General features: G+C 60.0%; 19 protein-coding genes. 8 read left to right on the forward strand and 11 right to left on the reverse strand.

From position 1 onward, the window contains the following. Nucleotides 1-313 precede the first annotated feature (313 nt). A complete protein-coding gene (glpT, locus tag AC1RO5_RS04905; protein ID WP_493173268.1) occupies nucleotides 314-1,663 on the forward strand; it encodes a glycerol-3-phosphate transporter in 1,350 nt (449 codons plus the stop codon). Here glpT and AC1RO5_RS04910 read toward each other — a convergent pair. From AC1RO5_RS04910 to AC1RO5_RS04935, 6 genes are all read right to left on the reverse strand, one after another. Further along, nucleotides 1,639-2,307: a gamma-glutamylcyclotransferase gene (locus AC1RO5_RS04910; RefSeq protein WP_493173270.1), complete on the reverse strand. Its 669-nt coding sequence runs from the start codon at nucleotides 2,305-2,307 to the stop codon at nucleotides 1,639-1,641. The genes glpT and AC1RO5_RS04910 overlap by 25 nt on opposite strands. A 185-nt stretch (nucleotides 2,308-2,492) precedes the next feature. Beyond that, on the reverse strand, nucleotides 2,493-3,461 hold the full coding sequence (locus AC1RO5_RS04915; RefSeq protein WP_007940348.1) for a CDP-6-deoxy-delta-3,4-glucoseen reductase: 969 nt from the start codon (nucleotides 3,459-3,461) through the stop codon (nucleotides 2,493-2,495). Next, on the reverse strand, nucleotides 3,461-4,927 hold the full coding sequence (gene ubiD, locus AC1RO5_RS04920) for a 4-hydroxy-3-polyprenylbenzoate decarboxylase (protein ID WP_019580527.1): 1,467 nt from the start codon (nucleotides 4,925-4,927) through the stop codon (nucleotides 3,461-3,463). Before ubiD ends, AC1RO5_RS04915 begins: the two co-directional genes overlap by 1 nt. A 138-nt stretch (nucleotides 4,928-5,065) precedes the next feature. Then, entirely contained in the window at nucleotides 5,066-6,325 is a 1,260-nt protein-coding gene (gene rho / locus AC1RO5_RS04925; protein ID WP_007899384.1) for a transcription termination factor Rho, read from the reverse strand. 247 nt (nucleotides 6,326-6,572) lie between these two features. Continuing rightward, nucleotides 6,573-6,902, reverse strand: coding sequence for a thioredoxin TrxA (gene trxA / locus AC1RO5_RS04930; protein ID WP_003206727.1), 330 nt, complete (start codon nucleotides 6,900-6,902; stop codon nucleotides 6,573-6,575). A 120-nt stretch (nucleotides 6,903-7,022) separates the two neighbouring features. After that, nucleotides 7,023-7,730 carry a FadR/GntR family transcriptional regulator gene (locus tag AC1RO5_RS04935; protein ID WP_253417675.1) on the reverse strand — a complete coding sequence of 236 codons (708 nt, stop codon included), beginning with the start codon at nucleotides 7,728-7,730 and terminating at the stop codon, nucleotides 7,023-7,025. Nucleotides 7,731-7,987: 257 nt separating this feature from the next. Here AC1RO5_RS04935 and AC1RO5_RS04940 point away from each other — a divergent pair, with 257 nt between their 5' ends. The 5 genes from AC1RO5_RS04940 (at nucleotide 7,988) to ppx (ending at nucleotide 12,583) form a co-directional block, all read left to right on the forward strand. Beyond that, the gene (locus AC1RO5_RS04940) at nucleotides 7,988-8,773 is read left to right on the forward strand and encodes a transporter substrate-binding domain-containing protein (protein ID WP_028939126.1); all 786 of its coding nucleotides are present in this window, start codon (nucleotides 7,988-7,990) and stop codon (nucleotides 8,771-8,773) included. 22 nt (nucleotides 8,774-8,795) lie between these two features. Continuing rightward, a complete protein-coding gene (locus AC1RO5_RS04945) occupies nucleotides 8,796-9,464 on the forward strand; it encodes an amino acid ABC transporter permease (protein WP_493173273.1) in 669 nt (222 codons plus the stop codon). Next, entirely contained in the window at nucleotides 9,461-10,111 is a 651-nt protein-coding gene (locus AC1RO5_RS04950) for an amino acid ABC transporter permease (RefSeq protein WP_019650142.1), read from the forward strand. Before AC1RO5_RS04945 ends, AC1RO5_RS04950 begins: the two co-directional genes overlap by 4 nt. Further along, a complete protein-coding gene (locus AC1RO5_RS04955; RefSeq protein WP_126048225.1) occupies nucleotides 10,098-10,835 on the forward strand; it encodes an amino acid ABC transporter ATP-binding protein in 738 nt (245 codons plus the stop codon). Before AC1RO5_RS04950 ends, AC1RO5_RS04955 begins: the two co-directional genes overlap by 14 nt. 245 nt (nucleotides 10,836-11,080) lie before the next feature. After that, the gene (gene ppx / locus AC1RO5_RS04960; protein WP_019650140.1) at nucleotides 11,081-12,583 is read left to right on the forward strand and encodes an exopolyphosphatase; all 1,503 of its coding nucleotides are present in this window, start codon (nucleotides 11,081-11,083) and stop codon (nucleotides 12,581-12,583) included. 185 nt (nucleotides 12,584-12,768) lie between these two features. Here the strand turns inward: ppx and ppk1 are convergent, their stop codons facing one another. Together ppk1 and hemB are read right to left on the reverse strand one after the other, a co-directional pair. Further along, nucleotides 12,769-14,991, reverse strand: coding sequence for a polyphosphate kinase 1 (gene ppk1, locus AC1RO5_RS04965; protein ID WP_007940338.1), 2,223 nt, complete (start codon nucleotides 14,989-14,991; stop codon nucleotides 12,769-12,771). 18 nt (nucleotides 14,992-15,009) lie between these two features. Next, a complete protein-coding gene (gene hemB / locus AC1RO5_RS04970) occupies nucleotides 15,010-16,023 on the reverse strand; it encodes a porphobilinogen synthase (protein WP_019580521.1) in 1,014 nt (337 codons plus the stop codon). Between the two features lie 208 nt (nucleotides 16,024-16,231). Here hemB and AC1RO5_RS04975 point away from each other — a divergent pair, with 208 nt between their 5' ends. After that, entirely contained in the window at nucleotides 16,232-16,864 is a 633-nt protein-coding gene (locus tag AC1RO5_RS04975; protein WP_320392946.1) for a DedA family protein, read from the forward strand. Here the strand turns inward: AC1RO5_RS04975 and AC1RO5_RS04980 are convergent. Further along, nucleotides 16,845-18,080, reverse strand: a complete 1,236-nt coding sequence (locus AC1RO5_RS04980) for a sterol desaturase family protein (protein ID WP_493173277.1) — start codon at nucleotides 18,078-18,080, stop codon at nucleotides 16,845-16,847. The two genes, AC1RO5_RS04975 and AC1RO5_RS04980, sit on opposite strands and share 20 nt — an antisense overlap. Before the next feature lie 114 nt (nucleotides 18,081-18,194). On the opposite strand from AC1RO5_RS04980, the gene elbB reads away from it, so the two are divergent. Next, a complete protein-coding gene (gene elbB, locus AC1RO5_RS04985) occupies nucleotides 18,195-18,863 on the forward strand; it encodes an isoprenoid biosynthesis glyoxalase ElbB (protein ID WP_493173279.1) in 669 nt (222 codons plus the stop codon). Nucleotides 18,864-18,977: 114 nt separating this feature from the next. Here elbB and AC1RO5_RS04990 read toward each other — a convergent pair whose 3' ends face one another. Continuing rightward, nucleotides 18,978-19,430, reverse strand: a complete 453-nt coding sequence (locus tag AC1RO5_RS04990) for a YaiI/YqxD family protein (RefSeq protein ID WP_007941612.1) — start codon at nucleotides 19,428-19,430, stop codon at nucleotides 18,978-18,980. 125 nt (nucleotides 19,431-19,555) lie between these two features. Beyond that, the gene (locus tag AC1RO5_RS04995) at nucleotides 19,556-21,454 is read right to left on the reverse strand and encodes an FTR1 family protein (RefSeq protein WP_493173281.1); all 1,899 of its coding nucleotides are present in this window, start codon (nucleotides 21,452-21,454) and stop codon (nucleotides 19,556-19,558) included. Between the last annotated feature and the right edge of the window lie 26 nt (nucleotides 21,455-21,480).

The raw sequence follows: 21,480 nt of genomic DNA on the forward strand, positions 1-21,480 counted from the left end.
TGCGACTGAAATGCCGACCTGACACCCGCACAAAGGGTAAGACTTGAGGGCTTGGAGCTGAATGCACCGGCTTCTCGTTTGAATGAAGGACATTTCCCAAAGAACTGCCCTACTCCGGACAGATGAAGGCATGAAGACCCGCGAGGTAACGTTTCCCACACCGTCCTTCATTTATACCTGAGCGACATGTTCATAAAGGAACATGCAATCTCCAACATTTCCGCTGTTTTGCCGATGCGAACCGGTGCTATTTTCGGTAACGAAACTGTAACATTCGCATCCGCAGTCAAAACAAGAAATCTGGAGCTCTTGAATGTTTGCTTTCTTTCGTCCTGCCGCACATCAGGCTCCATTGCCTGAAGAAAAAATAGACAGCACCTACCGACGCCTTCGCTGGCAGATCTTCGCCGGGATTTTCATTGGCTATGCCGGTTACTACCTGCTGCGCAAGAACTTCACCCTGGCGTTCCCGGACCTGATCGCCCAAGGCTATACAAAAGGGCAATTGGGTGTGGCGATGTCGGCGATTGCAATCGCCTACGGCCTGTCCAAGTTTCTGATGGGCATCGTGTCCGACCGCTCCAACCCGCGTTACTTCCTGCCCTTTGGCCTGGTGGTGTCCGCCGCAGTGATGTTCGTTTTCGGTTTCGCACCTTGGGCCACGTCCAGCGTGACCATGATGTTCATCCTGTTGTTCATCAACGGCTGGGCGCAAGGCATGGGTTGGCCGCCGAGCGGGCGAACCATGGTGCACTGGTGGTCGCAGAAAGAGCGTGGCGGTGTGGTTTCGGTCTGGAACACCGCGCATAACGTTGGCGGTGGCTTGATCGGCCCGCTGGCGATTCTCGGCATGGGCTGGTTCAACGACTGGCACAGCAAGTTCTACGTGCCGGCTGCCGTGGCGCTGTTGGTTGCCGTGTTTGCCTTCATTGTGATGCGCGATACACCGCAATCGACGGGCCTGCCACCGATCGAGAAGTACAAGAACGATTACCCGGAAGGTTACGACGCCAGTCACGAAGAGGAATTCAGCGCCAAGGACATCTTCGTCAAATACGTGCTGCGCAACAAAATGCTCTGGTTTATCGCACTGGCTAACGTCTTCGTCTACCTGCTGCGCTACGGCATTCTGGACTGGGCGCCGACCTACCTCAAAGAGGTCAAGCACTTCGACTTCGACAAGACTTCGTGGGCTTACTTCCTGTACGAGTGGGCGGGCATTCCCGGCACGCTGCTGTGCGGCTGGATGTCGGACAAGATCTTCCGCGGCAACCGTGGCCTGACCGGCATGGTGTTCATGGCGTTGGTGACCGTTGCGACGATCGTGTATTGGCTGAATCCGCCGGGCAATCCGATGATCGACATGATCTCGCTGTTCGCCATCGGCTTCCTGATCTACGGCCCGGTGATGCTGGTCGGCCTGCAGGCGCTGGAATTGGTGCCGAAGAAGGCCGCGGGTACTGCCGCAGGCTTTACCGGCCTGTTCGGTTACTTGGGTGGTTCCGTCGCGGCCAGCGCCATGATGGGCTACACGGTGGACTACTTCGGCTGGGATGGCGGCTTCATTCTGTTGGTCGTTGCCTGCCTGCTGGCAATGGCGTTCCTGGCCCCTACCCTGGGCCACAAGAACGTCGCCAGTCAGAGCCGCGAAGCGCTCGCTTGATCTGCCTTTGATTTGCAGCGCTTGAGCCGTGCCTCCAGATTCCGGTCTGGCATGGCGTGGCTCCGCAGGGCGTGCGCGGTCTGCTCGACATACTCGCGAGTGGTGCCGTAACGCCCGCAAGCGCTTTCGAACACCTGGCTCAGCACATGATCCGGCAAGTTGCCGGCATAGCTGGGCAGGTGCCGCTCCAATACAAATCCCAATGCCTGAACCTGGTTTCCGTTTTCAAGACGGCAGTTGAGCCAGTGTGGGCGATAGGACGGGAATGGCATCTCGCGCTGCCAGAGTGCATAAAGTGAAGCTTCGAGTTGTTCTTCGGGCAAGCGATAGGCGAACCCGCTGCACGAACCACCGCGATCCAGACCAAATACCAGCCCCGGCACTTCCGGCGTGCCGCGATGCTCGTGGGACCACAGGTACAAACCGCGATGGTAGCCATGCACCCGGCCGCGCACTCGCTCAACCGCCGCGCATTCAGGCCGCCAGATCAGCGAACCATAAGCGAACAGCCAGACCGGCCCACCCTTGTGGCGCGCCATGGTCGACTGCATCGAGCTGAGCAATTGTTCGTGCGTAAGCTGCGGCCCCAGATCGAGCCGCGGAGGGTAAGCCAGATTCAAAAAAGCAGATTCAATGGCGCTCATGGCGAATAGCGTTCAGCTCCCCGCGAGTAAAGAATTACTTAATAGAACGCACCGCTGTAACAATAAGGCACATAACGTTTAACGCAATTTAAGTGCCATGGCATGAGATATAACCTACCGGCATTTATATAAATTCATAAATACCGATAGGCTATATAGAGAGTTATAACGATCAGACTCGCGGATCAAGATCGTGGCGCGTAGGCGAATACATCCGCGCGCATTTGATGGGCATCCATTCCAGCTTCAACCAACGCATCCAGCGTGCCATAGACCATGGCCGGAGAGCCGCTGGCGTAGACGTGCAGTGCTTTCAGATCAGGGAAATCTTCACACACCGCCTCATGCAACATGCCGCAGCGCCCTTGCCAGCCGCATTGATCGCTGACGACTTTATGCAGGAACAGATTGGGCAGCTTCAGCCATTCATCCCAATGCTCGACGTTGTAAAAGTCTTCAGGTCGGCGCACGCCCCAATACAGGTGCACCGGATGCTTGAAACCCGTGGCGCGACAATGTTCGATCAGGCTGTGGATCTGACCCATGCCAGTACCGGCAGCAATCAGTACCAGAGGACCGTTCGGCAGTTCCGCCAGATGGGTGTCGCCGAACGGCATCTCGATCCGCACCATCGGGTTGCGCTGGAGCTGTTCGATCAGGCTCAACGCACTGCTTTCGCGCGCCAGTACATGAATTTCCAGGTCGCGGCCGGAATGCGGTGCAGAGGCCAGGGAAAAAGCGGATTTCTCGCCATTCTCACGTTCGATCATCAGGTACTGGCCAGCGTGATAGCGCGGTGGCTTGCCCGCAGGCGCACGCAGACGCACGCGCCAGGTATCGCCGCCGACGTCTCTGCATTCAATGACCTGACACGACACGCTGCGCACCGGCAGTTCTCCCAGCGCGAGCACGCCATCCCACAATACGATGCAGTCTTCCAGCGGCTCTGCAATGCAAGTGTAGAACTCGCCATGGTCGCGCACATCACCAGCCTGTTCGACCCGCCCTTCCACCAGCAACGCGCCGCACACATGGCAATTGCCGTTGCGACAGCTTTGCGGGCATTCATAGCCCAGGCGCCGCGCGCCATCGAGAATCCGCTCGCCGGGCAGAATCTCAAGCACTGCTCCGGAGGGCTGCAAGGTTACACGCATCAATCTATTCCTAACTGATTCCAGATGGCATCGATCCGTTGGGTAACGGCTTCATCCTTGACGATGACCCGGCCCCACTCGCGGGTGGTTTCGCCTGGCCATTTATGCGTGGCATCGAGCCCCATCTTCGAACCCAGGCCGGAGACCGGCGAGGCGAAGTCCAGGTAGTCGATCGGCGTGTTGTCGATCATCACCGTGTCGCGCTTGGGGTCCATGCGCGTGGTAATGGCCCAGATCACGTCGTTCCAGTCCCGTGCGTTGATATCGTCGTCGGTGACGATAACGAACTTGGTGTACATGAACTGTCGCAAAAACGACCAGACACCGAGCATTACCCGCTTGGCGTGGCCGGGATACGACTTCTTCATGGTCACGATGGCCATGCGGTATGAGCAGCCTTCGGGCGGCAGGTAGAAGTCAGTGATCTCCGGGAATTGCTTCTGCAGGATCGGCACGAACACTTCGTTCAGCGCCACACCGAGAATCGCCGGCTCATCAGGCGGACGGCCGGTGTAGGTGCTGTGGTAGATCGGCTTGATCCGGTGGGTGATGCGCTCGACGGTGAACACCGGGAAGCTGTCGACTTCGTTGTAGTAGCCGGTGTGGTCGCCGTACGGACCTTCATCGGCCATTTCGCCCGGATGGATCACGCCTTCGAGGATGATTTCGGCAGTGGCCGGCACTTGCAGGTCGTTGCCGCGGCATTTCACCAGTTCGGTGCGATTGCCCCGCAGCAGACCGGCGAAAGCGTATTCGGAGAGGCTGTCCGGCACCGGCGTCACGGCGCCAAGAATGGTGGCCGGGTCAGCGCCCAGGGCCACGGACACCGGGAACGGCTGGCCGGGATGTTTCTCACACCACTCGCGGTAGTCCAGCGCGCCGCCACGGTGGCTCAACCAGCGCATGATCACCTTGTTGCGACCGATCACCTGTTGACGGTAGATGCCAAGGTTCTGGCGATCCTTGTTCGGACCTTTGGTGACAGTCAGACCCCAAGTGATCAGCGGGCCGACGTCGCCTGGCCAGCAGGTCTGCACCGGCAACATCGCCAGATCGACATCGTCGCCTTCGATGACCACTTCCTGGCACACCGCGTCTTTGACGACTTTCGGCGCCATCGAGATGATCTTGCGAAAGATCGGCAGTTTGGACCAGGCGTCCTTCAAACCCTTCGGCGGCTCGGGCTCCTTGAGGAACGCCAGCAACTTGCCGATTTCGCGCAACTCGCTCACCGCTTCTGCGCCCATGCCCAGCGCCACGCGCTCAGGCGTACCGAACAGGTTGCCGAGCACAGGGATGTCATAACCTGTGGGCTTTTCGAAAAGCAGGGCCGGGCCTTTGGCGCGCAATGTGCGGTCGCAGACCTCGGTCATTTCGAGCACTGGGGACACCGGAACCTGGATGCGCTTGAGTTCGCCGCGCTGTTCCAGGCCGCTGATAAAGTCGCGCAAGTCGCGATACTGCATGCGTGAGCCTCGTTTTGGCCGTGGCGTTCGGGGGTGGCAGTTTAGCGCCGAACCCCTCAGTTCAGAACCACGAACTGCCGTTGATCAAAAATCAGATAGCAAAAAGCCGGGTTTCCCCGGCTTTTTGGCCTGTTCGATTTACTTGCGTTTCATCGACAGGAAGAACTCGTCGTTGGTCTTGGTCTGTTTCAGCTTGTCGACCAGGAACTCGATGGCAGAGACTTCGTCCATCGGGTGCAGCAGTTTGCGCAGGATCCACATACGCTGCAGTTCGTCGTCAGCTGTCAGCAACTCTTCGCGGCGAGTACCGGAACGGTTGATGTTGATGGCCGGGAACACACGCTTTTCGGCGATCTTGCGATCCAGAGGCAGTTCCATGTTGCCGGTGCCTTTGAATTCTTCGTAGATCACTTCGTCCATCTTCGAGCCGGTTTCAACCAGCGCGGTAGCGATGATGGTCAGCGAACCGCCTTCTTCGATGTTCCGTGCAGCACCGAAGAAACGTTTCGGTTTCTCCAGGGCGTGGGCATCGACACCACCGGTCAGCACCTTGCCGGAGCTCGGGATCACGGTGTTGTAGGCACGCGCCAGACGGGTGATGGAGTCGAGCAGAATCACCACGTCCTTCTTGTGCTCGACCAGGCGCTTGGCCTTCTCGATCACCATTTCAGCAACCTGCACGTGGCGGGTTGGCGGCTCGTCGAACGTCGAGGCAACCACTTCGCCGCGCACGGTGCGCTGCATTTCGGTCACTTCTTCCGGACGTTCGTCGATCAGCAGCACGATCAGATGAACTTCAGGGTTGTTACGCGCGATGTTTGCCGCGATGTTCTGCAGCATGATCGTTTTACCGGCTTTCGGCGGAGCAACGATCAGGCCGCGCTGGCCTTTGCCGATCGGGGCGCACAGGTCGATGACACGACCGGTCAAGTCTTCGGTGGAACCGTTGCCGGCTTCCATCTTCATGCGCACGGTCGGGAACAGCGGGGTCAGGTTCTCGAAGAGAATCTTGTTTTTCGCGTTCTCGGGACGATCGTAGTTGATCGTGTCGACCTTGAGCAGCGCGAAATACCGCTCGCCTTCCTTTGGAGGACGGATCTTGCCAACGATGGTGTCGCCGGTGCGCAAGTTGAAGCGGCGGATCTGGCTCGGCGAGACGTAGATATCGTCCGGGCCGGCGAGATAGGAAGCGTCAGCGGAGCGCAGGAAGCCGAAGCCGTCCTGGAGAATCTCCAGCACGCCATCACCGGAGATTTCCTCGCCGCTTTTAGCGTGCTTTTTGAGCAGGGAGAAAATCACGTCCTGCTTGCGCGAACGGGCCATATTTTCTATGCCCATCTGTTCGGCCAATTCGAGCAGTTCGGTAATCGGCTTTTGCTTGAGTTCAGTCAGATTCATATAGGAATGACGTAATCATTTATGGAGGGGGGAAATTAAGCTTTTGGCTTAATGAGGCCGCGCCGCAGAGAAGGCGACAGGATCGCGTACTTATTCGAAAAGGAGTGCGTCGGCGACGGCTAGCAGGGGGCAGTGGAGAAACCAGTGCGGGGCCGAATGTACCACCTGAGTTTCGGAGCGTCTAGCCCTCAATAACGAAAAGGCCCCGCGTAATGCGGGGCCTTTTCATGACGCTTTATAACAACGCTTAGATGTTGGCGTCGAGGAAAGCGGCCAGTTGCGACTTCGACAGCGCGCCGACCTTGGTGGCTTCGACGTTGCCGTTCTTGAACAGCATCAGCGTCGGGATACCACGCACGCCATGCTTGGCCGGGGTTTCCTGGTTCTCGTCGATGTTCAGTTTGGCAACGGTCAGCTTGCCTTTGTAGGTCTCGGCAATTTCGTCCAGGACAGGAGCGATCATTTTGCAAGGGCCGCACCACTCAGCCCAGTAGTCGACCAGTACAGCGCCTTCGGCCTTGAGTACGTCGGCCTCGAAGCTAGCGTCGCTAACGTGTTTGATAAGATCGCTGCTCATGGAAGTCTCCAGGTTGTAAGCAAAAAAACGTGGCCCATCATAGCTGCCCTTCCCCCGTTCAGGAAGCCGCAGATGATTGAGTCTCGCTATGGTGCCGCATGAATTTGGGTATAGCTCAAGTCACGAGGTGGCGGGAGCGACGAAGGCAATTCCGGTGCGCAGGGCGGCGTTGCGCACATGCTCCTGCATGGCCTTCTGCGCGGCACCGGAGGCTCGCCGGGCCAGCGCACGGAGAATTTTACGGTGTTCCTGCCAGGTTTCCATGGCCCGTTCGGCCCGGATGAACGGTAGCTTCTGGCTCTCCAGAAAGATGTCGGCGCTGGCCGTCAGGATGCTCAGCATCGCCTGATTGCCGCTGGCCAGGAGGATGCGCCGGTGAAACTCAAAGTCCAGTCGCGCCGCCGCATCGAAGTTGGCGGCACGCAGTTCGTTGCGCATGGCAGCGACGTTGTCTTCCAGGGCATCGAGATCCTCGGTGCTCAGGGTCACGGCCGCCAAACCTGAGGCAAAACCCTCCAGCGCATAACGCAACTGGAAGATATCCAGCGGCGATGCCTGGGCCGCGAATGGCCAGCCCGGCACCGCATCGCCCCGGGGCAGATCGACCGGAGACTGCACGAACACGCCCTTGCCTGGCTGGATGCTGATCACGCCCAGCGCACTCAGGGACGACAACGCCTCGCGCAACGACGCCCGGCTGACCCCCAATTGCACCGCCAGGTCCCGTTGCGAGGGCAAGGCATCCCCCGGCCCGAAACCTTGCTCGGTGATCAGTTTGCGGATGGCTTGCAGCGCCACTTCAGGTACTGCGCGGGAGATCGAGTTCATGGTTTCTTCAGACGAACCAGGCCAATGAGCGGCTAGTTGTAAAGCTATTCGCGACGTCCGGCAAGTCGTGCCCCATGGGGGTTCGAGAATTTTCACGGGTGCGCCATCAGGGTGCGAAATGCCATCCAACTGTTCAGACCAGTAAGACCGAGCGACACCAGCAAAACCGTGGCCTGCACCCCCTGAAATCGAATCTTGGCATGGCCCATGCTCTGTCGATCCGCAGAAATCACTTCCCGCCGATCCGGAGATTTGCCATGACCCAGCGTTACAGCGCCCTCCTCGCAGCCCTGTTTGCCAGCCTGATGCTGAGCCAGGCTCCCGCCCACGCCGACGGTCTGGAGGATGTGGTCAAACGCGGCACCCTCAAAGTCGCCGTGCCCCAGGACTTCCCGCCGTTCGGTTCGGTTGGCCCGGACATGAAACCCCGCGGCCTCGACATCGACACCGCCAAGCTGCTGGCCGACCAACTCAAGGTCAAACTCGAACTGACCCCGGTCAACAGCACCAACCGCATCCCGTTCCTGACCACCGGCAAGGTCGACCTGGTGATTTCCAGCCTCGGCAAGAACCCCGAGCGCGAGAAAGTCATCGATTTCTCCCGCGCCTACGCACCGTTCTACCTCGCCGTGTTCGGCCCGCCAGACGCCGCTATCAAGGGCCTGGATGATCTCAAGGGCAAGACCATCAGCGTCACCCGTGGCGCCATCGAAGACATCGAGCTGACCAAAGTCGCCCCCGAAGGCGTGACCATCAAACGCTTCGAAGACAACAACTCGACCATCGCCGCCTACCTTGCCGGGCAAGTCGACCTGATCGCCAGCGGCAACGTGGTGATGGTGGCCATCAGCGAGAAAAGCCCGAAACGCGTACCGGCCCTGAAAGTGAAGCTCAAGGACTCGCCGGTGTACGTCGGCGTGAACAAGAACGAGCCGGCGTTGCTGGACAAGGTCAACCAGATTCTCACCACCGCCAAGGCTGACGGTGCGCTGGAGAAGAACTCGCAAACCTGGCTGAAAGAACCGCTGCCGGCCGATCTCTGATCGTTCGCGCGGGAGACGACTTATGGCTTATCAGTTCGATTTCTTGCCGGTGGTAGAAAACACCGACCTGCTGCTGCGCGGTGCGCTGTTCACCCTTGAACTGACGGCCGTTGGCGCAGTGTTCGGGGTCGCTCTGGGCATCGTCGGCGCGTTGGTGCGGGCGTGGAACATCCGCCCATTCGCCGGCATTTTCGGGGTCTACGTCGAGTTGATCCGCAACACACCTTTTCTGGTGCAGTTGTTTTTCATCTTCTTCGGTTTGCCGTCGCTGGGCCTGCAGATTTCCGAATGGCAGGCGGCGGTGCTGGCGATGGTGATCAACCTGGGTGCCTATTCGACCGAGATCATCCGCGCCGGCATTCAAGCGATCCCCCGCGGGCAACTGGAAGCCGCGGCCGCCCTGGCAATGTCGCGTTTCGAAGCCTTCCGCCACGTGGTTCTGCTGCCGGCACTGGGCAAGGTCTGGCCAGCCCTGAGCAGCCAGATCATCATCGTCATGCTCGGCTCGGCGGTCTGTTCGCAGATCGCTACCGAAGAGCTGAGCTTCGCCGCCAACTTCATTCAATCGCGCAACTTCCGCGCCTTTGAAACCTATGCCCTGACCACGCTGATCTACCTGTGCATGGCGCTGCTGATCCGCCAGTTGCTGAACTGGATAGGCCGGCGCTATCTGGTAAGGAGCAGCCAATGAGCGATTTCACTTTCTGGGACATCCTGCGCAACCTGCTCACCGGCCTGCAATGGACTCTGGCGTTGTCGCTGGTGGCGTTTATCGGCGGTGGGCTGATCGGTTTGCTGATCATGGTGATGCGGATTTCAAAAAAATCCCTGCCAAACAGCTTCGCCCGCACCTACATCGAATTGTTCCAGGGCACGCCGCTATTGATGCAGCTGTTTCTGGTGTTCTTCGGTGTGGCCTTGGCCGGTGTGGAAATTTCACCGTGGATGGCGGCGGCGATTGCCTTGACGCTGTTCACCAGCGCCTACCTGGCGGAGATCTGGCGCGGTTGCGTCGACTCGATCCCCAACGGCCAGTGGGAAGCCTCGTCGAGCCTGGCGCTCAACCCGCTGGAGCAATTGCGTTACGTGATCCTGCCGCAAGCACTGCGCATCGCCGTGGCGCCGACCGTGGGCTTCTCGGTGCAAGTGGTCAAGGGCACCGCCGTCACCTCGATCATCGGCTTTACCGAACTGACCAAGACTGGCGGCATGCTCGCCAACGCGACCTTCGAACCGTTCATGGTCTACGGCCTCGTCGCCCTCGGTTACTTCCTGCTCTGCTACCCCTTGTCCCTCAGTGCGCGCTATCTGGAAAGGAGACTGCATGCCTCTGCTTAGAATTTCCGCCCTGCATAAATATTACGGCGACCACCATGTACTCAAAGGCATCGATCTGAGTATCGAGGAAGGCCAGGTGGTGGCGATCATCGGCCGCAGCGGCTCGGGCAAATCCACCTTGCTGCGCACCCTCAATGGTCTGGAGTCGATCAACGACGGCGTGATCGAAGTCGACGGCGAATACCTCGACGCCGCCCGCGCCGACCTGCGCAGCCTTCGACAGAAAGTCGGGATGGTGTTCCAGCAGTTCAACCTGTTCCCGCACCTGACCGTCGGCGAAAACGTCATGCTTGCGCCACAAGTGGTGCAGAAAGTGCCGAAAGCCAAAGCCGCCGAACTGGCGCGACAGATGCTGGAACGGGTCGGGCTGGGCGAGAAATTCGACGCCTTCCCGGATCGACTCTCTGGCGGCCAGCAACAGCGGGTGGCGATCGCCCGGGCGCTGGCCATGTCGCCGAAAGTCTTGCTGTGCGACGAAATCACCTCGGCCCTGGACCCGGAGCTGGTGAATGAGGTGTTGAGCGTGGTCCGGCAACTGGCCAGGGAAGGCATGACCTTGATCATGGTCACCCATGAGATGCGCTTTGCCCGGGAGGTGGGCGACAAGTTGGTGTTCATGCACCAAGGCAAGGTGCATGAGGTGGGAGATCCGAAGGTGTTGTTTGCCAACCCGCAGACGGCGGAGCTGGCGAACTTCATTGGGACCGTGGAGGCGGCGGGCTGAACCTCTGTGGCGAGGGGGCTTGCTCCCGCTAGGCTGCGCAGCAGTCGTAAAACCTGCTGACCGGCTTTTCCTGAAGCACTGCGTTGAATGGTTTTGGGGCCGCTGCGCTGCCCAGCGGGAGCAAGCTCCCTCGCCACAGGAACCCACGTCGCCCATGCGCTGGATCAAGGCATTAAACCGTACGCGTTGGCGCGAGCGTTTGATCGTGGCAGGATGTCGAGGTTATCGACCGAGACCCCCTGACCATGCCGCTATCCCAAGTCAAGAATCTGTCCCTGATCGCCGCTATCGACCTAGGCTCCAACAGCTTTCACATGGTCGTGGCCAAGGCCCAGAACGGCGAAATCCGGATTCTCGAGCGTCTCGGGGAGAAGGTTCAGCTGGCCGCCGGCATCGACGAAGAGCGTCAACTCAGCGAAGAATCCATGCAGCGCGGGCTCGATTGCCTGAAGCGTTTCGCCCAACTGATCAGCGGTATGCCGCCCGGCACCGTGCGGATCGTCGGCACCAACGCCCTGCGCGAAGCCCGTAACCGCGCTGAATTCATCCACCGCGCCGAAGAAATCCTCGGCCATCCGGTAGAAGTCATCTCCGGCCGTGAAGAAGCCCGCCTGATTTACCTCGGCGTCTCCCACACCCTCGCCGACACCCCGGGCAAGCGCCTGGTGGCCGACATCGGCGGCGGCAGTACCGAATTCATCATCGGGCAGAGATTCGAGCCATTGCTGCGCGAAAGCCTGCAAATGGGTTGCGTCAGCTACACCCAACGCTATTTCAAGGACGGCAAGATCACCCCGGCCCGCTACGCCCAGGCGTACACCGCGGCGCGGCTGGAGATCATGAGCATCGAACACGCCCTGCATCGCCTGACCTGGGATGAAGCCATCGGCTCCTCGGGCACCATTCGCGCCATTGGCCTGGCGCTGAAGGCCGGCGGACATGGCACTGGCGAGGTGAACGCCGAAGGCTTGGCCTGGCTCAAGCGCAAGCTGATCAAACTCGGTGATGTCGAGAAAATCGACTTCGAAGGCATCAAGCCCGACCGCCGGGCGATCTTTCCCGCCGGGCTGGCGATTCTCGAAGCAATCTTCGACGCCCTCGAACTGCAACGCATGGACCACTGCGAAGGCGCCCTGCGCGAAGGCGTGCTCTATGACCTGCTGGGCCGTCATCATCACGAAGATGTCCGTGAGCGCACGCTCAGCTCGCTCATGGAGCGTTACCACGTTGATCTGGAGCAAGCCGCGCGGGTCGAACGCAAGGCGCTGCATGCCTTCGATCAAGTGGCCGCGGACTGGGAGCTGGATGACGGCGTGTGGCGCGAACTGCTGAGCTGGGCAGCCAAGGTCCATGAAGTGGGCCTGGACATCGCCCACTATCAGTATCACAAACACGGCTCGTACCTGATCGAGCATTCGGACCTGGCCGGGTTCTCCCGCGAAGACCAACTGATGCTCGCGCTACTGGTGCGTGGCCACCGTCGCAATATTCCCAAGGACAGGTTTGCCGATTTTGGCGACGACGGCATCAAGCTGATTCGCCTGTGCGTGCTGCTGCGCTTTGCGATTCTGTTCCACCACATCCGTGGCACCCAGGAAATGCCACAGGTCGTGCTGCACGCCAACGGCGACAGCCTGGATGTGTTATTCCCGGAACATTGGCTGGATGACAACCAGTTGACCCAGGCCGACTTCGCCCTGGAAGCAGAATGGCTGACCCGCGTCAGCTTCGTGCTGAACGTTCGCTAAGCCTGTGGTGAGGGAGCTTGCTCCCGTTCGGCCTCGCAGCGGCCCCAAAAGAAGGACTGCTACGCAGTCCAGCGGGAGCAAGCTCCCTCGCCACAGTCATTCATCGCTCATCGCTCATCGCTCGGGCGAGGTAAAAAAAATGGCGATCCACATGGATCGCCATTTTTTATCGCCCAAGGTTTGCGTTAACGAACCGCCAGAATCGGGCTGCCCAACCGCTCCAGCAAGGTAGCCTGGGCACTGCGCGGGTTCTGGTTGCCGGTCGGTGTATTGCGGATGTAGCGACCGTCCGACTGCAGGCTCCAGCTGTGGGTGTTATCGGTGAGATAAAGCTCCAGCTCTTTCTTGACCCGCAAAATCAGCTTCTTGCCCTCGACCGGGAAGCAAGTCTCGACGCGCTTGTCGAGGTTGCGCTCCATCCAGTCGGCACTGGACAGGAACATCTGCTCTTCACCGCCATTGAGGAAGTAGAAGACCCGGGTGTGTTCCAGGAAACGACCGATGATCGAGCGCACATGGATGTTATGCGATACCCCGGCGATACCCGGCCGCAGGCAGCACATGCCGCGCACCACCAAATCGATGCGTACCCCGGACTGGCTGGCCTTGTACAACGCGCGGATGACCTTCGGATCGGTCAGCGAGTTGAACTTGGCGATAATGTGCGCCGGTTTGCCGTCGAGGGCGAATTGCGTCTCCCGGGCAATCATGTCGAGCATGCCCTTCTTCAACGTGAACGGCGCGTGCAACAGCTTCTTCATGCGCAGGGTTTTACCCATGCCGATCAACTGGCTGAACAGTTTGCCGACGTCTTCGCACAAGGCATCGTCGGAGGTCAGCAGGCTGTAGTCGGTGTACAGACGGGCGTTGGCCGCGTGGTAGTTGCCGGTGCCCAAGTGGGCGTAGCGGACAATCTCGCCGGCTTCGCGACGCAGAATCAGCATCATCTTGGCGTGCGTCTTGAAACCGACCACACCGTAAATCACCACTGCACCGGCCGCTTGCAGACGGCTGGCCAGTTGCAGGTTGGATTCTTCGTCGAACCGCGCGCGCAATTCGATCACCGCCGTCACTTCCTTGCCGTTACGCGCCGCATCCACCAGCGCATCGACGATCTCCGAGTTGGCGCCGCTGCGATACAACGTCTGGCGAACCGCCAACACGTGCGGATCCTTGGCCGCCTGACGCAGCAAATCGACCACCGGGGTGAACGACTCGAACGGGTGCAGCAGCAGGATGTCCTGCTTGCTGATCACGCTGAAAATGTTCTCGCTGTTCTGCAGCAGTTTCGGGATCTGCGGGGTGAACGGGGTGTATTGCAGCTCCGGATGACTGTCCAGGCCGGTGATGCTGAACAGCCGCGTCAGGTTGACCGGACCGTTGACCTGATACAGCTCGGTCTCCTGCAGGTTGAACTGCTTGAGCAGGTAATCGGACAGGTGTTTCGGGCAGGTGTCGGCCACTTCCAGCCGCACCGCATCACCGTAGCGACGGGAGAACAACTCGCCGCGCAGGGCGCGGGCCAGGTCTTCTACATCTTCGGTGTCGACCGCGAGGTCGGCGTTCCGGGTCAGGCGGAACTGGTAGCAGCCCTTGACCTTCATGCCCTGGAACAGGTCATCGGCGTGCGCGTGGATCATCGACGACAGGAACACATAGTTGTCGCCTGGGCCGCCGACTTCTTCCGGTACCTTGATAACCCGCGGCAGCAGACGCGGCGCCGGGATGATCGCCAGGCCGGAATCGCGACCGAAGGCGTCGATGCCTTCGAGCTCGACGATGAAGTTCAGGCTCTTGTTCACCAGCAACGGGAACGGGTGCGTCGGGTCGAGGCCGATCGGGGTGATGATCGGCGCGATCTCGTCACGGAAATAACGGCGGACCCAAGTCTTGAGTTTGGTCGTCCAGTAACGACGACGGATGAAGCGGACCTGATGTTTTTCCAGCTCCGGCAACAGAATGTCATTGAGGATCGCGTATTGGCGGTCGACGTGACCATGCACCAATTCGCTGATGCGGGCCAGGGCCTGGTGCGGTTGCAAGCCATCGGCACCGGCCTGCTCACGGGCGAAGGTGATCTGCTTCTTCAGGCCGGCCACACGAATCTCGAAGAACTCGTCCAGGTTGCTGGAGAAGATCAGCAGAAACTTCAGCCGCTCCAGCAATGGGTAGGACTCATCCAGCGCCTGTTCCAGCACGCGGATATTGAACTGCAGTTGCGAGAGCTCGCGATGGATGTACAGGCTGCTGTCATCCAGACCGGGAATGGCAATCGCTGGCGCCGCCACAACGGGCTCGGCCACCACCGCGGGTGGAGCGGGCTCCAGCTCCGGCGGAGTTTCAGCGATTTGCTCCACCACAGGTTGAGCGTCTTTTACGGCAACTTCAGTGAGTCCTTCGGTATTCATCGAATGTTCCTGGGAGGGCTATTTTTGCTCTCGTAACAATTGAGCAGCACGGACGGCAAAGTAAGTCAGGATGCCATCAGCGCCTGCACGTTTAAAAGCGGTCAGGGATTCGAGGATAACCCCTTCGCTCAACCAGCCATTCTGGATCGCCGCCATGTGCATGGCGTATTCACCGCTGACCTGATACACAAAGGTCGGCACTTTGAACGCTTCCTTGACCCGATAAAGGATATCCAGATACGGCATGCCTGGCTTGACCATGACCATGTCTGCGCCTTCTGACAAGTCCGCCGCCACTTCGTGCAGGGCTTCGTTGCTGTTGGCCGGGTCCATCTGATAGGAGGCCTTGTTGGCCTTGCCCAGGTTCAACGCCGAACCCACCGCATCACGGAACGGGCCGTAGTAGGCACTGGCGTACTTGGCCGAGTAGGCCATGATCCGCACATTGACGTGCCCAGCCAGCTCCAGCGCTTCGCGGATCGCCTGAATGCGCCCGTCCATCATGTCTGACGGAGCCACCACTTGAGCGCCGGCTTCGGCGTGGGACAAAGCCTGTTTAACCAGTGCGTCGACGGTAATGTCGTTCTGCACGTAGCCTTCTTCGTCGAGGATGCCGTCCTGACCGTGGGTGGTGAACGGGTCCAGGGCGACGTCGGTGATCACACCCAGCTCCGGGAACTGCGCACGCAGAGCACGGGTGGCGCGCTGGGCGATGCCGTTGGGGTTCCAGGCTTCGGCGGCATCCAGTGACTTGAGTTCCGGTGGCGTCACCGGGAACAGTGCCAGCGCCGGAATTCCCAGCTCGACCCATTTGGCAGCCTCTTCAAGCAACAGATCGATAGTCAGGCGTTCGACACCCGGCATTGACGCCACTGCTTCGCGACGGTTTTCACCGTCCAGCACGAACACCGGCAGGATCAGGTCATCGACGGTCAGTACATTTTCACGAACCAGTCGACGCGAAAAATCATCACGACGGTTGCGACGCAGGCGGGTTGCAGGAAACAAACGGTTGGCGGGGGTAAAGCTCACGGCAGACTCCTGAGCCCGCGCTGGCGGGCGAGCGTGACAGTTATAAGCGGCCATTATGACCAACGTATTACAGATATGTGCACCCCTGTGACAGGTAGTCGCATTCCATTGTCCTTGTAGGGAATGTTCACGTCGAGACACATTTGGACACTTTCATGAATGTGCACGAAGGGTTAGGCTGCGCGTTCATTTCGCCAGCACCCAGACAATGCTCCAACAATTCCTACATGACTTCGGCTACTTTGCCCTATTCCTCGGCACGTTTTTCGAAGGCGAAACCATTCTGGTACTCGCAGGCTTCCTCGCGTTCCGCGGATACATGGACATCAATCTGGTGGTGGTCGTGGCGTTCTTCGGCAGTTATGCCGGCGATCAGCTGTGGTACTTCCTGGGGCGCAAGCACGGGCGCAAATTGCTGGCACGCAAACCGCGCTGGCAACTGATGGGCGATCGGGCGCTGGAACATATCCGCAAGCACCCGGATATCTGGGTGCTGAGCTTCCGCTTTGTCTATGGCTTGCGCACGGTGATGCCGGTGGCAATCGGTCTGTCGGGCTATCCGCCGGGACGCTATCTGCTGCTCAACGGGATTGGCGCGGCCATCTGGGCCGCGGCGCTGGCAGCGGCTGCGTATCACTTTGGCGCAGTGCTCGAAGGCATGCTGGGCAGCGTCAAGAAATACGAGCTGTGGGTGCTGGGCGCCCTGCTGGTACTGGGCTTTTTCCTGTGGCTGCGGCGACGCTTCAAGAATGCCCGTCTGGCGAAGAAGGTCTACGCCGACGAGCAGGCGCTGAAAGCCGAACAGGCCAAGTCGAGCGAACCTACGACGCCCATCGAGTGACACGGTTTCTACAACAGTAGAGACCGATGCCGCTGAGCAGGCTGTAACTGAGCAGTACCACCCAGCCCACTGCGCTGCCCGGCCATAGCCCGACCATCGGTGCCAACCATACCAACGGCAGGTTCGACGCCAGCCGCAACAGCTCCAGTTTCAGTGCCTGCGGGCGATTCTCCAGGGCTGCGCCCAACACGAACAACCCCAACGCCACGGCGCCCCAACCCAACACCAGGGCTGCGCTCGGCAGGCTCTGCTCCAAATTCATCAAGTAACTGCCCAAGGCGATGTAGACGCAGAACTGCAGCGCCACATACCACTGCTGACGTCCGTCCAGCGGCACCTCGAATTTGCGGAACTGAGCCAAGTCCGGCTTGTTCATCGGGTATTTGGCCGCCACATCCGCCGGCCGCCAACCGGTGCGCATGAACCAGATCCGCAGCTTGTCCCACCAGCGCTCGGCGCGCCGGGCGTCATCCCACAACTGCGCGTAGAACTGCACGTTCGCCCACAGCGGATTCCAGCTCGCCAGCGGCGTGGTCACGCCGAAAATCACTGGTTCGTTGTCGTCCTCCTCCTGGAACGAGCCGAATAGACGGTCCCAAATAATGAACACCCCGCCGTAGTTGCGATCCATGTAGAGAGCGTTCTGCGCATGGTGAGCCCGATGATTGGACGGCGTGACGAAGAACCACTCGAACCAGCCAAGCTTGGGAATATGCCGGGTATGCACCCAGAACTGGTACAGCAGGTTCAACGCCGCAACGCTGACGAACACCAGCAGCGGCACGCCGAGCACGGCCATGGGCAGGTAGAAAATCCAGCTCAGCAGAAACCCGGTGCTGGTCTGGCGCAAGGCCGTGGAGAGGTTGTAGTCCTCGCTCTGGTGATGCACCGAATGCGCGGCCCAGAGGATGTTGCGCTCGTGACCCATGCGGTGCAGCCAGTAGTAGCAGAAGTCGTAGAAGACGAAAGCAAACACCCAGACCCAGACACTGTCGGCCGACAGCTCGATCAAGGCCAGATGTTCCAGGGCAAAGGCATAAGTCACCAGGCCGACGCCTTTGGTCAACAGGCCCGTGGTGGTCGACAATACGCCGGTGCTGAGGCTGTTGATCGCGTCTGCCACGCGGTAATTGCTCACCCCGCGCCAACGGTCGGCCAGCAACTCGACCGCAATCAGCACAAAGAAAAACGGCACCGCATACAGAATGAAGTTCATGACGCGACCTGATCGGAATCGTTCAGCAGAGATTAGGTGTAGCCGCGAATTAACCCTATGGCAACGAGTGACAAATTAGTGGACATTTAACGCCATGAATCTGGAGAAAAGCCCATGAGCAAAAAAATTGCAGTGATCCTTTCCGGCTGTGGCGTGTACGACGGCGCCGAGATCCACGAAAGCGTGATCACCCTGCTGCGGCTGGACCAGCGTGGCGCCCAGGTGCAGTGCTTCGCACCCGACATCGCGCAATTGCATGTGATCAACCACCTGACTGGCGAAGAAATGCCCGAGTCGCGCAACGTGCTGGTGGAATCGGCGCGTATCGCCCGGGGCAACATCAAGGATATCCGTGAAGCGGACGTCGAAGATTTCGATGCGCTGATCGTGCCCGGCGGTTTCGGGGCGGCCAAGAACCTGTCGAACTTTGCCGTCGAAGGCGTTGGATGCAGCGTTCAACCTGATGTCCTGGCGTTGACCGAAGCGTTTGCCGAGGCTGGCAAACCGGTGGGGCTGATCTGCATCTCGCCGGCTCTGGCGGCAAAGATCTACGGTCCGGGCGTGACCTGCACCATCGGCAACGATGCCGATACCGCCGCCGCGATGAACAAGATGGGCGCCACCCATGCCGAATGCGCAGTGACCGACATCGTTGAAGACAAGGCGCGCAAGCTGGTGAGCACGCCGGCGTACATGCTCGCGCAATCAATCAGCGAGGCCGCTTCCGGCATCAACAAACTGGTCGACCGCGTACTGGAACTGACCCACGAAAACGACGCTTGAGACCTGATCGTTCCCACGCTCCGCGTGGGAATGCCTCAATGGACGCTCTGCGTCCGCTTTGGGACGCAGAGCGTCCCGGGCTGCATTCCCACGCAGAGCGTGGGAACGCGATCATTACCTACGCGACAACCGGGTCAGTATCCGGTCCAGCGCATTGGCGAACGCCTGTTTCTCGCGATCGCCGAACGGCGCCGGGCCGCCGCTCATCTGCCCCTGCTCGCGCAGGTCGGTAAACAGGTTACGTACCGCCAGCCGATCGCCCATGTTCTGCGCATCGAACTCCTTGCCCCGCGGATCCAGCGCCGCAACGCCGTTCTTCACCAGCCGATCCGCCAGCGGCACATCGCTGCAAATCACCAACTCCCCCGGCACCGCGTGTTCCACCAGGTAATCGTCGGCGGCATCCGGGCCGCTGGGTACCACGATCAGTTTCACCAGAGCGAGGCCCGGCTTGATCTGCGGCTGACCGGCCACCAGCACCACTTCGAACTGGCGCTTGAGGGCGAACTTCACCACCAGATCCTTGGCTGCCCGAGGGCAGGCGTCGGCATCGATCCACACGCGCATTGTTTTGACCTCTTCTAAAAAGCTTCGCGGGCAAGCCTCGCTCCTACAGTTCAGCGTGGCATAGAAATATGCACAACACCTGTAGGAGCGAGGCTTGCCCGCGAATATGAGCGCAGCGAATGCTTTTAAGAAGCCGGCAACTGCCGCTTCTCGGCCATCCGGCTGCGACTGTACAACACGATGATTGCAATGATCGCCACAGCCTGGGCACTCAGCGAATACGCATCAGCGTGGATCCCCAGCCAGTCGAAGTCAAAGAACGGTACCGGCCGCGTGCCGAAGACCCCGGCTTCCTGCAACGCCTTCACGCCATGGCCGGCAAACACCACCGACAACGCGCACAGCAAACCGGCATTGATGCCGAAGAACAGTGCCAGCGGCAGTTTTGCCGAGCCGCGCAGAATCACCCAGGCCAGACCGACCAGCATAACCAGCGCCGTCGCGCCGCCAGCCATTACGGCGTTATGCCCTGCAGGCCCCGCCTGCAACCACAGGGTTTCGTAAAACAGGATCACTTCGAACAGTTCGCGGTACACCGAGAAGAACGCCAGGATCGCAAACCCGAAACGCCCACCGCCGCTCACCAGGCTGCTCTTGATGTAATCCTGCCAGGCCGCTGCGTGGCGACGGTCGTGCATCCACACACCGAGCCAGAGCACCATGACACTGGCAAACAGCGCAGTGGCCCCTTCCAGCAGCTCACGCTGGGCCCCGCTGACGTCAATCACATACGCCGCCACCGCCCAGGTCGCCAGCCCGGCCAACAGCGCCAGGCCCCAACCGATGTTGACGCTGCGCACCGCCGATTGCTGGCCGGTATTGCGCAGAAACGCGAGGACCGCCGCGAGCACCAGAATGGCTTCCAGACCTTCTCGCAACAGAATCAACAGACCGGAGATGTAGCTCAGCGACCAGCTCAAGCCATCGCTACCGAGCAGGCCAGCGGATTCTTTCAGCTTGGCCTTGGCCACTTCCAGACGTTGCTCGACCTGGGCCACCGGCAAGCCGTCCTGCAACGACTGACGGTAAGCCATCAGGGACTTTTCAGTGTCTTTGCGCACGTTGGCGTCGACGTTGTCCAGAGAGCTTTCGACCAGTTCGAAGCCTTCCAGGTACGCCGCAACCGACAGGTCATAGGCCTGATCGTGCTGCCCGGCGCGGTAGGCGGCGATACTCTTGTCCAGTGTGGCCGCCGTGTATTCAAGCAATTGCCCCGGGCCACGCTTGACCTGCGGCGGTTGCGCTCGTTGCGCGCGGAAGGTCGCGGCCGCTTGCGGACCTTCGACGGCCTGCACTTCGGCTGGCGTCTGACGTGCCAGGTCGGCGATGTTGTAGGTTTTTTCGGATTTTGCCGCAGCAGGACCGGCGCTGAAGCTGGCAATGTAGGTCGCCAGGTCCCAACGCTGGCGATCATCCAGCTGATCGGCGAAGGCCGGCATGTCGGTGCCTTCGACACCCATGCCCAACGTGTTGTAGAGCGCATAGAGGCTCAGGCGGTCCAGACGCGCGGTATCGCGCAGATTGGTCGGCGGTGGCGTCATACCGACACCTGCCGGGCCGTCACCGATGCCCGTATCGCCATGGCACACCGAGCATTGCTGGGCATACAGCGGCGCGCCGCGGGTCGGGTCCGGGGTAATGACCGGAGCCTGGCTGACTTCATAGGTCACCGCCAGTTTTGCCCCCAGTTGCCGCGCCTGACGGGTGACGTCCGCGCCGTCCTTGCGAGCGGCGATCGCGGTGCGCAGGCCGTTGACGCCCTGCTCCAGTTCGGCACGTTCGGGTTTGGCCGGCAAATCGGCGATCAACCCTTGCAGCTCACCCAGAAACGTCTGCTGTTCAAGATACTCAGCCTCATCAATAACCTTGCCTCCCTCGACCGCCGCCGGGTAATCGGCGGCAATGTAATCGAGCAAATGCAGGGCCTTGGGCGCACCCTCTGCGGTTTCGGCCAGCGCATTGAAGCTGCAGAACGCGATCATCGGCAGCACGAGCCACGCCAGAAAACGAGAGGAGCCAGTCATGAATAAATCTCAAATGGAAATACGAA

Source organism: Pseudomonas sp. GW822-FHT02G04 (assembly GCF_058802085.1).

Coding starts and splice junctions, on each gene's coding strand:
- AC1RO5_RS04940 (WP_028939126.1), top strand. CDS start 7,988: ATGACCCAGCGTTACAGCGCCCTCCTCGCAGCCCTGTTTGCCAGCCTG.
- glpT (WP_493173268.1), top strand. CDS start 314: ATGTTTGCTTTCTTTCGTCCTGCCGCACATCAGGCTCCATTGCCTGAA.
- AC1RO5_RS04915 (WP_007940348.1), bottom strand. CDS start 3,461: ATGCGTGTAACCTTGCAGCCCTCCGGAGCAGTGCTTGAGATTCTGCCC.
- AC1RO5_RS04990 (WP_007941612.1), bottom strand. CDS start 19,430: ATGCGCGTGTGGATCGATGCCGACGCCTGCCCTCGGGCAGCCAAGGAT.
- AC1RO5_RS04945 (WP_493173273.1), top strand. CDS start 8,796: ATGGCTTATCAGTTCGATTTCTTGCCGGTGGTAGAAAACACCGACCTG.
- AC1RO5_RS04995 (WP_493173281.1), bottom strand. CDS start 21,454: ATGACTGGCTCCTCTCGTTTTCTGGCGTGGCTCGTGCTGCCGATGATC.
- AC1RO5_RS04955 (WP_126048225.1), top strand. CDS start 10,098: ATGCCTCTGCTTAGAATTTCCGCCCTGCATAAATATTACGGCGACCAC.
- AC1RO5_RS04980 (WP_493173277.1), bottom strand. CDS start 18,080: ATGAACTTCATTCTGTATGCGGTGCCGTTTTTCTTTGTGCTGATTGCG.
- ubiD (WP_019580527.1), bottom strand. CDS start 4,927: ATGCAGTATCGCGACTTGCGCGACTTTATCAGCGGCCTGGAACAGCGC.
- AC1RO5_RS04950 (WP_019650142.1), top strand. CDS start 9,461: ATGAGCGATTTCACTTTCTGGGACATCCTGCGCAACCTGCTCACCGGC.
- ppk1 (WP_007940338.1), bottom strand. CDS start 14,991: ATGAATACCGAAGGACTCACTGAAGTTGCCGTAAAAGACGCTCAACCT.
- AC1RO5_RS04910 (WP_493173270.1), bottom strand. CDS start 2,307: ATGAGCGCCATTGAATCTGCTTTTTTGAATCTGGCTTACCCTCCGCGG.
- ppx (WP_019650140.1), top strand. CDS start 11,081: ATGCCGCTATCCCAAGTCAAGAATCTGTCCCTGATCGCCGCTATCGAC.
- AC1RO5_RS04975 (WP_320392946.1), top strand. CDS start 16,232: ATGCTCCAACAATTCCTACATGACTTCGGCTACTTTGCCCTATTCCTC.
- trxA (WP_003206727.1), bottom strand. CDS start 6,902: ATGAGCAGCGATCTTATCAAACACGTTAGCGACGCTAGCTTCGAGGCC.
- rho (WP_007899384.1), bottom strand. CDS start 6,325: ATGAATCTGACTGAACTCAAGCAAAAGCCGATTACCGAACTGCTCGAA.
- AC1RO5_RS04935 (WP_253417675.1), bottom strand. CDS start 7,730: ATGAACTCGATCTCCCGCGCAGTACCTGAAGTGGCGCTGCAAGCCATC.
- elbB (WP_493173279.1), top strand. CDS start 18,195: ATGAGCAAAAAAATTGCAGTGATCCTTTCCGGCTGTGGCGTGTACGAC.